10 protein-coding genes are annotated in these 12586 nt (G+C 63.5%); 4 read left to right on the forward strand and 6 right to left on the reverse strand.

Annotated elements, in window-relative coordinates:
* Positions 1–20: 20 nt before the first annotated feature.
* Positions 21–1499, reverse strand: coding sequence for a pyridoxal phosphate-dependent decarboxylase family protein (locus LB528_RS03335; protein ID WP_224713835.1), 1479 nt, complete (start codon positions 1497–1499; stop codon positions 21–23).
* Between the two features lie 75 nt (positions 1500–1574).
* A complete protein-coding gene (locus LB528_RS03340; RefSeq protein ID WP_224713836.1) occupies positions 1575–2660 on the reverse strand; it encodes a PLP-dependent cysteine synthase family protein in 1086 nt (361 codons plus the stop codon).
* Between the two features lie 242 nt (positions 2661–2902).
* On the opposite strand from LB528_RS03340, the gene LB528_RS03345 reads away from it, so the two are divergent.
* Positions 2903–4903, forward strand: coding sequence for a transcriptional regulator (locus LB528_RS03345; RefSeq protein ID WP_224713949.1), 2001 nt, complete (start codon positions 2903–2905; stop codon positions 4901–4903).
* A gap of 46 nt (positions 4904–4949) precedes the next feature.
* Here the strand turns inward: LB528_RS03345 and LB528_RS03350 are convergent, their stop codons facing one another.
* From LB528_RS03350 to LB528_RS03365, 4 genes are all read right to left on the reverse strand, one after another.
* Positions 4950–5987, reverse strand: a complete 1038-nt coding sequence (locus LB528_RS03350; protein WP_224516754.1) for an MBL fold metallo-hydrolase — start codon at positions 5985–5987, stop codon at positions 4950–4952.
* A gap of 102 nt (positions 5988–6089) precedes the next feature.
* Positions 6090–7271 (reverse strand): choline ABC transporter ATP-binding protein, encoded by a 1182-nt coding sequence (gene choV, locus LB528_RS03355; RefSeq protein WP_224713837.1) that lies wholly within the window; start codon positions 7269–7271, stop codon positions 6090–6092.
* Positions 7268–8122, reverse strand: a complete 855-nt coding sequence (gene choW, locus LB528_RS03360) for a choline ABC transporter permease subunit (RefSeq protein ID WP_224516756.1) — start codon at positions 8120–8122, stop codon at positions 7268–7270. The genes choV and choW overlap by 4 nt, the downstream gene beginning before the upstream one ends.
* 123 nt (positions 8123–8245) lie before the next feature.
* Positions 8246–9181, reverse strand: coding sequence for a choline ABC transporter substrate-binding protein (locus LB528_RS03365; RefSeq protein WP_224516757.1), 936 nt, complete (start codon positions 9179–9181; stop codon positions 8246–8248).
* Between the two features lie 250 nt (positions 9182–9431).
* On the opposite strand from LB528_RS03365, the gene LB528_RS03370 reads away from it, so the two are divergent.
* The 3 genes from LB528_RS03370 to LB528_RS03380 all read left to right on the forward strand — a co-directional run bounded on the left by LB528_RS03370 (position 9432) and on the right by LB528_RS03380 (position 12586).
* Positions 9432–10043 carry a thymidine kinase gene (locus tag LB528_RS03370; protein ID WP_224516758.1) on the forward strand — a complete coding sequence of 204 codons (612 nt, stop codon included), beginning with the start codon at positions 9432–9434 and terminating at the stop codon, positions 10041–10043.
* 279 nt (positions 10044–10322) lie between these two features.
* On the forward strand, positions 10323–11411 hold the full coding sequence (locus LB528_RS03375; RefSeq protein WP_224516759.1) for a hypothetical protein: 1089 nt from the start codon (positions 10323–10325) through the stop codon (positions 11409–11411).
* Between the two features lie 29 nt (positions 11412–11440).
* Positions 11441–12586, forward strand: coding sequence for a hypothetical protein (locus LB528_RS03380; RefSeq protein ID WP_224713838.1), 1146 nt, complete (start codon positions 11441–11443; stop codon positions 12584–12586).

The following is a 12586-nucleotide window of genomic DNA, read 5'->3' on the forward strand; positions in this document are numbered from 1 at the left end:
GACAGCTTCCCGGGCATGCTTCAGCCCGGTGTCGCGGCCGCGATTTCCTGTCCCAGCCGGAGCACCTCGCTGACCAACAAGTCGAGATCGTCGCGGCGGGTGCGGTGATTGGCGATTGCCACTCTCAGGCAATGCCGGCCCTGCACCGTGGTGTCGGACAAGACCGCGATGCCCTCTTCCTGAAGTCTCAGCATGATCTCGGTGTTGAACGCCTTGAGCTTTTCCTCCGACGCGCCATCCAGCCGGTGGCGGAAGCTGACGATGTTGATGATGGTCGGCGACATCAGTTCGAGCGCCGGCTCCGCCTCAATCAGCCGGGTGAGGTGGCGTGCCTGGGCGATGTTCTGATCGATCAGGCGGCCGAACTTCTCGACGCCATGCTCCTTCAGCGCCATCCAGATCTTGAGCGCGCGGAAGCCGCGCGATGTTTGAAGTCCGTAATCGTGCAGCCACTCTCCGGACGCCAGGCCCCGCGGCGTCGATTCCAGATATTCCGGCGTGACGGCAAACGTATTGCGGTGCTGGGATGCGTCCCGCACCAGGGCGCAGCCGGCTTCGAACGGCGCGTGCAGCGACTTATGCGGATCGAGCGCGATCGAATCCGCCTGTTCGATGCCTGCGACGAGCGATCGGTTCTCAGGCGCGATCGCGATCAGCGCGCCGATGCAGCCGTCGACATGGAACCAGAGGTCTTCTTCGGCCGCGACGCTCGCCAGCGCCTGCAGGTCGTCGACCGCGCCGGTGTTGACCGTGCCAGCGGTGCCGATCACGCAGGCCGGCCTGAAGCCCGCCTCGCGATCCTCCGCGATTGCCGCCTTGAGCGCGGCGATGTCAATGCGCAGGCCGGCATCAGTCGAGATCCGCCGCAGCGCCCGATTGCCGAGGCCGAGCGCCTCCACGGCCTTGCGGTGACAGGAATGGACCTGGTCCGAGGCGTAGTAGCGCAACGGCTTCGGCATGGCGCCGACGCCCCGCTCGCGCACGTCGACGCCGGCCTTGACGTTGCGCGCCACGGTCAGGCCGATGATGTTGGCCATCGAGCCGCCGCTGACCAGCGTGCCGCTGGCCGAGGCGGGAAAGCCCACCATCTCCTTCATCCAGTTGACGACCTGCTTGTCCATCAATCCGGCGGCATGGTTGCCGCCGCCGAGATTGGAACCCTGGATCGCGGCCAGGAAGTCGCCGAGCGCGCCGGTGAAGTTGCTGGATCCCATATACCAGGACCAGAAACGCGGATGGATGTTGCCCATCGGATAAGGCATGAGGTTACGGGCGACGTCGTCATATACGTCGGCCGCGGGCGCCGGAGATCGCGGCAACGGCGCCGAGAAGAACGAGCGCACTTCAGCCGACATCTCGCGCCAGGCCGGGCGCTCCCGGACATCTTTGAGATAGGCAATGGCGTCGTCGACGATCCGGTGCGAGAGCGCTTCCACCTCGGTCCAGTCCGGCGGATCGAGCGTTTCGTCCGCGGCCGCCGCTTCCTGAAGGCTGTCCATCCATATCTCCCGCCGGCATGTGCATGCGCAACAATGGCGACGCCGCCAAATCACGGCGGCATCGCGTTTCTATCTTCAGCCTTCGAACTGGCAGCTCGGCGTCGAGCGCGACAGCGCCGTCTCCTCGGCGTCCATCTCGGCTTCGATGCCGTCGAAGAGCGGGCTCGACATATAGCGCTCACCGGTGTCGGGCAGCATGCACAGGATCACCGAGCCGGCTGGGGCCTTGCCCGCGATCTGCCGCGCCACGGCGAAGGTGGCGCCGCCGGAAATGCCGGTGAAGATGCCCTCCTGCCGCGCCAGCGCCTTCGCCCATTTGATGCCTTCGGGACCGGAGATCGGCACCACCTCGTCATAGTAGCGCTGGTCGATCGCTTCCTGCAGCACATTGGGGATGAAGTCGGGCGTCCAGCCCTGGATCGGATGCGGCTCGAAGGCCGGATGGCTGGCGGCCGGCGCGCCGCCGGCGCCGCGCTCCTGGGCCTTGCCGCTGCCGATCAGCTGCGCGTTCGCCGGCTCGGCCAGCACGATCTTCACCTCCGGCCGCTCGCGGCGCAGCACGCGGCCGACGCCAGCCACCGTACCGCCGGTGCCGTAGCCAGTAACAAGCACGTCGAGACGCGACCCGGCGAAATCATTGACGATCTCGCGGCCGGTGGTGGCCTCGTGGATGGAGGCATTGGCCTCGGTCTCGAACTGGCGCGCCAGGAACCAGCCATTGGCCTCGGCCAGCTCGACCGCCTTCTTGTACATGCCAAAGCCCTTTTGGGCGCGCGGCGTCAGCACCACCTTGGCGCCAAGCATGCGCATCAGCTTGCGGCGCTCGATGGAGAAGCTGTCGGCCATCGTCACCACCAACGGGTAACCTTTCTGCGCGCAAACCATGGCAAGGCCGATGCCGGTGTTGCCGCTCGTCGCCTCGACGACGGTCTGGCCAGGCTTGAGCTTACCGCTGCGCTCGCCTTCCTCGATGATGTTGAGGGCCAGCCGGTCCTTCACCGAGGCCGCCGGATTGAAGAACTCGGCCTTCACATAGATCGTCGCGTGACCCGGCCCGAGATTGTTGATGCGGATGACCGGCGTGTCGCCGATCGTATCGAGAATGGTGTCGAACAGACGGCCGCGCCCGGCCGTGGTCCTGATTTTCAACTGATGCAACATGGGCTTTCTCCTCGAAATCTCACGCGCCGGTTACAGACCGGCGGATTGGGCGGCGCGGTTTCGACACTTTGCCGCGTTAGTTGCGAGTGACTTGCCGGCAATTCGGCAAAGGCCGCGTCCGGCTCGAAAGTTCGCCGCCGGATGCGCCCTGTCGTGTTTGGTGATAGAACATGGACCAACTGTTCGACGTGGGAGCGAGCGTGGAAACGGACGTGGAATCCGTTCGGTCGACTCTGAAAGGCATGGCAGCCCGCCTTTCAATCAGGCTGCTCGGCCCGCTTGCGATCATGCGCAACGATGTTCCTGTGGTGTTGCCATCGTCACGCAAGCTGCGCGCGCTGCTGGCCTATCTGGCGCTGGCGCCCCATCCGGTCAGCCGCAGCCGCCTTTGCGAACTTCTCTGGGACGTGCCCAACGATCCGCGCGGCGAGCTGCGCTGGTGCCTGAGTAAGCTGCGTGCCGCGCTCGACGAACCGGGCTTGCGCCGGATAGAAACGGAAGGCGACACCGTGGCGCTTCGCCTCGGCGATGTGAGCGTCGATGCCGTCGAGGCAGCTGCCGCGGTGGCGGGCGGGATCGAGACACTTGGCCTCGACCGCCTGCGGACACTTGCGCTACTATTCGCCGGCAACTTCCTTAATGGCCTGGAACTCGATCGCAGCCCGCATTTCGGCAGTTGGCTGACGGCGCAGCGCCGCCGTTTCAGCACATGCCATGTCGCGGTCCTGGAACACGTTATCGGCCTTATCCCACAGGGAGCCGATGAGGCCGGCCCCTATATCGACAAATGGCTGGAGCTTGCACCCTTCGACGGCCGCGCACATGTGGCGCTGCTGGAAAATCTGGCACGGCGCGGACAGATCGGCGCCGGCGAGGAGCATCTTGCCACCGCGGCGGAGCTGTTCCATTCGGAAGAGCTGGATTTCACGCCATTGCGCGAGGCGTGGCAGGAGATAAGAGCCCGGAACGCCGGCGCAACGCCATGCGCCCGATCCGGGCCGGCTTTCCCGCCCCCGGACTTGCCGGTCGCCGCGATCGAATCCGAACCCGCGGCGACGCGCCGGGCTTCGCTCGCGGTGATGCCGTTTGCGGAGAGCGCCGGCACTGGCGGCTTCCGCGGCGGCCTGGCCGACGGCCTCACGCATGACATCATCACGCGGCTTGCCAAGCTTCGCGATTTTTTCGTCATCGCCCGAGGCTCGGTCTTCGCGCTCGCCGAGAAGAACATTGCGCCGGACGACGCCGGACGCAGGCTGAATGTCGACTATGTCGCGACGGGCTCGGTGCGGGCTTTGCCGGGCCGGTTCATCGTGTCGGTCGAGCTTGTCGAGGTCCGCACGGCAAGGATCGTCTGGGCCGAGACCTTCGAGCACAAGCCCGACGACATCTTCATCGTCACCGAGGATATCGGCAACAGCATCGTTTCCTCCATCGCCGCCGAGATCGCGACGGTGGAGCGCAATCGTGCATTGCTGAAAGCGCCAAACTCGCTCAATGCCTGGGAGGCTTACCATCGCGGCCTTTGGCACATGTATCGCTTCACCCGCCAGGAAAACGAGCTGGCGCAGCATTTCTTCGGCGAGGCGTTGAAGCTCGATCCTACTTTCGCACGCGCCTATGCCGGCATGTCCTTCACCCACTGGCAGAACGCTTTCCAGCGCTGGGGCGACCGCGACCGCGAGGCCGCGCTTGCCTTCGAAAGCGCCGGCCAGAGCCTGCTGGTCGACGACCGTAACCCAGCCGCCCACTGGGCGATGGGCCGCGCGCTATGGCTGCGCGGCGAGCAGGACAGCTCGCTGTTGGAACTGGCGAGCGCCGTCGATCTCAGCCCCAATTTCGCGCTCGGCCATTACGCGCTGTCCTTCGTCCATTCGCAGTCGGGCGACCCGCAATCAGCGATCGGCTCATCTGACCATTCGCGTCATCTCAGCCCCTTCGATCCGCTGCTGTTCGGCATGATGGGCGCGCGCGCCATGGCGCATGCGCGGCTCGGCGAATTCGAAGCGGCGGCCGAATGGGCGCTGAAGGCGGCCGCAAGGCCAAACGCCCATGTCATCATCCTGGCGATCGCCGCCCATTGCCTGGCGCTGGCCGGCCGGCAGGACGAGGCGCGCACCTTCGCCGCGACGATCCGCAACACCTTGCCGAACTATCGCGCCGACGATTTCATAGCCACATTCCGCTTCGACCGGGACGGTGAAGCCCTGTTCCGGAACGGCGCCAAGCTGATCGGGCTGGATTGAGCGGCCGGCCGTTTGCAGGCCGGCATTACCTGAATATCAACACACCTCAGTGCATCAGCGGGCCGCTGGCCTTCCGCCAGGCGTCGATGCCGCCCTGGATATGGCGGGCGCTGGCAATCCCGACATCCTGCGCTGCTTGCACCGCCATCGCCGAACGCTCACCGAAGGCGCAATAGAACAGGATCTGTTTGCTGGTCGACTTCGCCAGCTCATGCAGCATGCCGCCGGCGGCGATGTTTTCCTGCAGCCGCGCATAGGGCAGATGGATCGCGCCGGGAATGACGCCGTGGCGCTCGCGTTCGGACTGCTCGCGCAGGTCGATCAGCGCCACGTCGGGCCGTCCGACCAGCGCCAGCGCCTGCTCCGCGCTCACCGCCCAGCCGCGGCTGGCGATGTCGTCCTGATGCAGACCGACCCGCATATTGGCCGGCACGGCCACATCCATCATTTTCGGGTTGGACAAATTGAGATTGTTCATGATGTTCACATACTCGTCGACCGACTTCACCTGCAGGCGCGGGTTGAAGGCCTTTTCCTCGCCGATCGTCGACACGGTCTCGCCCTTATAGTCATGTGCCGGGAAGATCAGCGTCTCATCGGGCAGCTTAAGCAGGCGGCCGAAGATCGATTCATATTGCTGGCGCGGATCGCCGTTCTGGAAGTCGGTGCGGCCGGTGCCGCGAATGAGCAGTGTGTCGCCGGTGAAGACCCGGTCGGGCAGGACAAAGCTGTAGGAATCGTCGGTATGGCCGGGCGTGTAGATGACGTCGAGCGCCAGCCCTTCGATACCGAGCTTGTCGCCGTCGGCAAGCCGCATCGACACCACATCGGCCTTGGTCTGCTCGCCCATGACGGTCACGCAATGCGTCTTGTCGCGCAGCGCGCCGAGGCCAGTGATATGGTCGGCATGGAGGTGCGTGTCCACCGCTTTGACCAGCCTGAGGTCGAGCTCATTAACGAGCTGCAGATAGCGTTCGACCTTTTCCAGCACCGGATCGATGATCAACGCCTCGCCGCCGCGCCGGCTGGCGAGCAGATAGGAGTAGGTACCCGAAACGGAATCGAAGAGCTGACGGAAGATCATTCGTGCCTCTTTCGCCTGACGCCGGTTGTTCGGCTGCCGGCCAGTCTAGAACAAGCGCGAGGTGCCCGCCAGCGGCACACGCCCGTCAAAAAGGCTGAAACCCTATCGCCGCAGCACAGCGCTCAGCACATCGCGGATGCCGATCGCGCCGACGAAACGCGAGCCCTCGTCGAACAGCGCCACCGGAGCCGTCTGCGAGCGGTGCATGGCGAGCATCACCGTCTTCAGCGGCGTGCCGGGATTGGCCCAGAACACCTGCGCCCCTTCTTCCGGCTGGCGCTCGACATCGGCACAGGAGACCCACACCGCCGGCTTGCCATCGCGTTCGGCTGCCGCCACAAGGCCATGCTCGTCGATCTTGAAGCGCGTCGTCTTGCGCCGGTCGAGCCACACCCAGCCATTGTCGCCCTGCTCCAGGTCGCGGCGGTCCCGCATCACGTTCCACGCCGTCAGCACCGACAGCGGATTCACATTGGCAATGAAGTCGCGGACATAGTCGTTGGCGGGCCTGAGCACGATGTCTTCCGGCGCGCCGGTCTGGACGATGCGACCGCCCTCCATGATCGTGATGTGGCTGCCGATCTTCAGCGCTTCCTCGAGGTCGTGGCTGACGAAGATGATGGTCTTCTTGAGTTCCGCCTGCAACTGCAGCAATTCGTCCTGCAGCTTGGTGCGGATCAGCGGGTCCAGCGCCGAGAACGGCTCGTCCATCAAAAGGATCGGCGCCTCGGTGGCAAAGGCCCGGGCGAGACCGACGCGCTGCTGCATGCCGCCGGAAAGCTCATGCGCATATTTCTTCGACCACTGGTCGAGGTGGACAAGCTGCAGCTGCTTCTGCACCCGCGCCTTGCGCTCGGCTTCCGGCACGCCGGCAAGCTCAAGGCCGAAGCCGACATTTTCCTCGACCGTGCGCCACGGCAACAGGCCGAACTGCTGGAACACCATGGCCACCTGCTTCTGCCGCAGCCGCCGCAAGGTCGGCTCATCGCAGGTGACGACATCGACGATGCGGTCGCCGTCCTTGACCAGCACCTGGCCGCGCGACACGACGTTGAGCCGGTTGACGGCCCGCAGCAGCGTCGACTTGCCGGAACCGGACAGGCCCATCAACACCGAGATCTCGCCTTCGTGCACGGTGAGGCTGGCGTCGGCGCATCCGAGCACATTGCCGGTCTTTTCGAGGATCTCGGCACGGGTGGCGCCCTGATCGATCAGCGCCAGCGAACCGGCCTGATCGGCGCCGAAGACGATGTCTACATTCTTGAAATCAACCGCGACGGTCATTTCTTACCTCCAACGCCGATGCGGGTCATGCGGTCGAGCACGATGGCGAGCACGACGATCGCGAGGCCCGCCTCAAGCCCGAGATCGATGCGGCGCGAGCCGAGCGCCCGGTTGATTTCCGTGCCGAGGCCGCCTGCGCCGATCAGGGCGGCGAACACCACCATCGAGAGCGACAGCATGATCGACTGCGTCAGACCCGCCATGATGGTCGGCAACGCCGAAGGCAGCTCCACCTTCCACAGAAGCTGGCGCTTGGTGGCGCCGAACGCCTCGCCCGCCTCGATGATTGCCTTGGGCACCGAAACGACGCCGAGATGGGTGAGCCGAACGGCCGTCGGGATGACGAAGATGATGGTGACGATGAGGCCGGGCGCATTGCCGAGCCCGAACAGGGTGAGCACCGGTATCAGGTAGACGAAGGTCGGCAGCGTCTGCATCAGGTCGAGCACCGGCAGCATGACGCGGTAGACCTTCGGCTTGTGCGCGGCCCAGATACCGAGCGGCACGCCGATCGCCATCGCCATGGCGGCGGCGGCAACCACCAGCACCAGCGTCTGCACCGTCTGCTTCCACAGATTCTGGTTGATGATGAAGATCAGGCCGAGGAAAACGCCGATGGCGAGCGGCCGCGAACGCTGCAAGAGCCAGGCGATGATCGCGATGACCAGGGCCAAAAAAACCGGCGGCACCATGAGCAGGAGGCTCACTGCTCCATCCAGGATGAAATTCAGACCGTTTGAAAATGCGCGGAAGATGGTGTCGAAATTGTCGGTCAGGAAACCGAAGAAAGCCTTGCCCCATGGCCCGATCGGAATTTTGTAGTCGGTCAGGAATTTAGAAATCGGATCCATCTTTCCCCTCTCGGCTTCGCCGCGCTTGCCGCGCGGTCATCCTCTCACGTCTCCAGGCATATGAAAAAGGGCAGCCTCTTCAAGGGCTGCCCTTTTCCGGAAATCATGCCGGTCCCAAGCGGATCAGCCCCCGAGCGCGGTCTTGACGGCCGCGGCCGCGTCGCCGCCATCGAAGGTGGTGACGCCGGCGATCCACGGCGTCACCGCATCCGGATGCTTCTTCAGCCAGTCGGTGGCGACCGTCTGCGGGTCGCCGCCCTTGAGGATGGCGTCCATCATCTCGCCTTCCATGTCGAGATTGAACTTCAAATTGGCGATGAACTTGCCGGCATTCGGGCACTCGGTCATGTAGCCCTTGCGGACATTGGTCGAGACGGTGGCGGCGCCGAAGCCGCTGTCGCCCATGCCGCCGAGATAGGTGATCTTCATGGCGCCCATCACCGGATGCGGCGTCCAGCCGAGGAAGGCGATCCATTCATTGTTCTTCATCGACTGCTCGGCCTGCGTCAGCATGCCGGCTTCCGAGGATTCGACCAGTTCGAAGCCGGCAAGGTTGTCGGCCGGGTTCTTGATCATGTCGAGGATGATGCGGTTGCCGTCATTGCCGGCCTCGATGCCATAGATCTTGCCGTTGAACTTGTCCTTGAACTTGCCGAGATCGGTCAGCGTCTTGACGCCGGCATCCGCGACATAGGTCGGCACGACGATGCCGTAGCCGGCGCCGGCGAGGTTCTGGCTGACGGTCTCGACCGAGCCGTCGGCGGTATAGTCCTTGATGTCGTTGGTCATCGAGGGCATCCAGTTACCGAGGAAGACGTCGAGGTCCTTGTTCTTCAACGACGCATAGGTCACCGGCACCGAAAGCTGTATCACCTGGGGCTCATAGCCGAGCGCGGTGAGCAGCACCGAAGCCAGGCCCGTGGTGGCCTGGATGTCGGTCCAGCCGACGTCGGAGAGCCGGACCGCCTTGCAGCTCGCCGGATCGCCGGCATAAGCGGCAGTCGTGGACAGAAGCGCCGCCAGGCCGAGGCCTGCGACGAATGATTTCATACGCGACATAAACTTTTCTCCCATTGGAACTCTGAGGCAAAGCGAAGTCACGGTTCTTGCGCCCGCCTTGTTTCGTCAGCCAAACACCATTTTGAAGCTGTTTCAAGCGCTTCAACATCACGACGAACGGCGCGCGCTGGTCATTAAGCGACATGACAGGCTTTTGAACGACATCGAGTTTTAGACGGCAGGGAGTTTTTGGTGGACGGAGCCCCGGGCCCCCTCCCCGTGCGCCGACATGTGAGCTTAGAAGGACGGCATGGCAAAGCTTTACTTCCACTACGCGACGATGAACGCCGGCAAGACCACCATGCTTTTGCAGGCGTCCTACAATTATCGCGAACGCGGCATGGCGACGATGCTGTTCGTCGCCGGCCACTATCGCAAGGGCGACAGGGGGTTGATCTCTTCGCGCATCGGTCTCGAATCCGAGGCCGAGATGTTCCGTGACGGCGACGATCTTTATGCCAGGGTCGCCGAGCATCACCGGCATGCCCCGGTGCATTGCGTCTTCGTCGACGAGGCGCAGTTCCTCGAGGAGGAGCAGGTCTGGCAGCTCGCCCGCATTGCCGACCGTCTGGGCATTCCGGTCATGTGCTACGGCCTGCGCACCGACTTCCAGGGCAATCTGTTCCCCGGCTCGCGGGCGCTGCTTGCCATCGCCGACGACCTGCGCGAGGTGCGCACCATCTGCCGTTGCGGCCGCAAGGCGACGATGGTGGTGCGCCTGGGACCCGACGGCAAGGTGGCGAGGCAGGGCGAGCAGGTGGCGATCGGCAAGGACGTCTATGTCTCGCTCTGCCGTCGCCATTGGGAAGAGGAGATGGGCCGGGCAGCGCCCGACGACTTCATCGGTTTTGTCAGCCGCTGAGCCGGAAGGCTGCCGGTCGACGGGTAGCGCAAGAGATTTGCCGGCGCTGTTTCGTCGCCTTGGCCGTCCGTGAAAACAATAACTTAGGCATATAAGGCGAAGCTGTTCGACGGTGGCGGGCATTACTGGCCGCCATGCGCATGCTTGCCTTGTCTTTCAAGGACCTAACCAGTTCTTTTGTTTTGACGTCCCTCCTTGTCTTCCTTCTTTCAATCCCTTGAAGCCCCACATATATTCGCCGCCACGACACGGAAACGGATGCCCAAGCGGGAGGCCCCAATGGCGACATTGCAGAATTTCGATGCCGAAATTGCCAAGACCAAGCAGGTCGTGCAGGACATGCGCACCAAGATCGAGCAGTCCGGCACGGTGCTCGACACGCTCGCCCAGGCCGACAAGAAGATCGGCGACGCCAATTTCGACATCGAGAACGCCCGCATCGAGGACGTGCTCAAGCAGCAGAAGGTCATGGAAGGCAACATCGCCGACCTGATCATCGGACTCGAGGACGCCACCAACGTCTTCGGCGCCGAATTCGAAAGCATGAAGAACTACACCGGCTGGGAAAACTTCGTCGGCGTCTTTTCGGCGCAGCGCAAGCAGCGCATGCGCACCGACCGCGTCCGCAACATGTCGCTGGCCGGCAATCTGCAGGAGCTTTTGGCGAAGTCGGATACTATCGTCGGCATCTTGAAGGCGCAGAAGCAGATCCTCGACCAGCGCTACAAGACCTCCGAAGCCAGCCTGTCGCAGGTGATCGAGCGCCGCAAGACGACCATGTCCAACCTCGAAGCGGTGCAGAAGCGCATCGAGGAATTGAACCCTCTGCTGCTCGACATCGAAAACAAGATCGCGTCTTCCACGACCCAGAAGGAGCGCACCGAGCTTGAGGGCGAGCGCTCGAAGATGGCGACCGAATACAACGAAAAGCAGGCCAAGGAGCAGGAGCTGCTGGCCGAAAGCCAGACGCTGGAGCGCTACACTTCGATGTTCCAGACTTTCGTCGATTCGCTCAACAACCAGATCGCCGCGCAGTCGACGCTGATCAACAAGCTGACCATCGACACCGAGCAGCGCATCGTCCTTTACAAGGCGCTGGAAGATTCGCTGAAGACCGCTGCCCAGCAAGACGTCGCCCACAAGATCAACACGCTGGGCAGCCAGGTCGACAACACGGCCGAGGAGACGATGGCCGGCATCGGCGCCGCCTCGCAAAAGCACATCGGTGACCTGCTGGAGATGCATGAGAAGAACATGGTGGCTTCAGCCGACATCCAGCGCCGCAAGAAGCTTGCCGACGATGCTTTCGCCCGTCGCTTCGACGATGTGATGAAGAAGCACAATTCGGCAAACTACGTGCAGTCGTAGGGCGCTGACTTCATTTCCACGGCAGTCCCATGACACCTGAGAACGACGCGGCGGCACGCTATTTCTCCGCCATCACGGCGGCGCTGAGCGGGCTGGAAGTGTTCATGCGTGACGATCACTCGCCGCTTTACCGGCACGGCATCGTCGCCAGGATCGTCGCCGAATATATCGCGCGGCTGGACAAGTCCTTTGCCTGCTGGCGCAACCGGCTCGGCTTCATGGACACCTTCCGCATCTCGCGCGCCGAGAGCGGCTATCCGATGTTCCAGAACCTGCTCGAATTGGAAAACGACCGTCAGCAGGCGGATGCCCGCCTGGCCAACATCCCGCAGGCCGGCGAGCTGCGCGAGGAGATGGCCGATTTCATCCTGCGCCACAAGGAGTTTCCCGAAGCGCTGCAGAAGTCGATGGCCGAGCGGCTGTATCTGGAGGATGTCAAGAGCGAGGCGACTTTCGGTCCCTTCACCCTGGCGCAGACGGCCAAGGTCTCGGTCAACCCCAAGACCATGCGGCCCTATTATCTCGTCCACTGGGCAACGTTCGACGGCAGCGCCAACCTGCCGCTGGTCTATATGGTGACGGTGGAGGATTCCTCCGAAAGCATGGTGCGCCAGCTGGTCGACGTGAACGGCAAGCTGAACGAGAAGGTCGATATCCCGCTTCCTGTCGACGGCCTGCTCAACCCGGAGCTTGCGCACCGCTTCGACGATTTCACCGAGAAGAACTCGGCCTATACGCTCTCGCCGGCGACGATCGCCGTCAATCTCGACAAGGATTTCGAGCCGCTGCACCCCAAGCAGCTGCGGCGCGTCGTGCTCGGCCCCTTTTATTCGGCCGGCATCACCGACAACAATTCGACCGTGGCCGAGGTGCTGGCCAAGGTGCGCAAGCCGGACAACGCCTGGCTGCTCACCTGGACCATCCAGGAAGTCTTTTCCAAGAGCGAGAAGCCCGGACGCAAGGGCCTGTTCTCCAGCGAGAAGACCACGCAGGAATTCTTCATCAACACCGACGATCTCGAAGCGGCGCGCCAGGGCGTGTCGAGCTACGAGAACCATGCACTGATCCCGCACGAGGCCTACCAGGCGCTCTATGCCGCCGGCGAAGCGCAGAAGATCTTTTCCGGCTACCAGGTCCACATCCTGTCCAACGGGCAGGTCATCAGCGACGTCTGA

The organism is Mesorhizobium sp. CA4 (assembly GCF_020165075.1).
Classification (GTDB): domain Bacteria; phylum Pseudomonadota; class Alphaproteobacteria; order Rhizobiales; family Rhizobiaceae; genus Mesorhizobium.

Bases quoted from the DNA above. Each gene is read 5' to 3' on its own strand.
- choV (WP_224713837.1), bottom strand. From the start codon at position 7,271: ATGACCGTCGCGGTTGATTTCAAGAATGTAGACATCGTCTTCGGCGCC.
- choW (WP_224516756.1), bottom strand. From the start codon at position 8,122: ATGGATCCGATTTCTAAATTCCTGACCGACTACAAAATTCCGATCGGG.
- LB528_RS03375 (WP_224516759.1), top strand. From the start codon at position 10,323: ATGGCGACATTGCAGAATTTCGATGCCGAAATTGCCAAGACCAAGCAG.
- LB528_RS03350 (WP_224516754.1), bottom strand. From the start codon at position 5,987: ATGATCTTCCGTCAGCTCTTCGATTCCGTTTCGGGTACCTACTCCTAT.
- LB528_RS03380 (WP_224713838.1), top strand. From the start codon at position 11,441: ATGACACCTGAGAACGACGCGGCGGCACGCTATTTCTCCGCCATCACG.
- LB528_RS03340 (WP_224713836.1), bottom strand. From the start codon at position 2,660: ATGTTGCATCAGTTGAAAATCAGGACCACGGCCGGGCGCGGCCGTCTG.
- LB528_RS03370 (WP_224516758.1), top strand. From the start codon at position 9,432: ATGGCAAAGCTTTACTTCCACTACGCGACGATGAACGCCGGCAAGACC.
- LB528_RS03335 (WP_224713835.1), bottom strand. From the start codon at position 1,499: ATGGACAGCCTTCAGGAAGCGGCGGCCGCGGACGAAACGCTCGATCCG.
- LB528_RS03365 (WP_224516757.1), bottom strand. From the start codon at position 9,181: ATGTCGCGTATGAAATCATTCGTCGCAGGCCTCGGCCTGGCGGCGCTT.
- LB528_RS03345 (WP_224713949.1), top strand. From the start codon at position 2,903: ATGGCAGCCCGCCTTTCAATCAGGCTGCTCGGCCCGCTTGCGATCATG.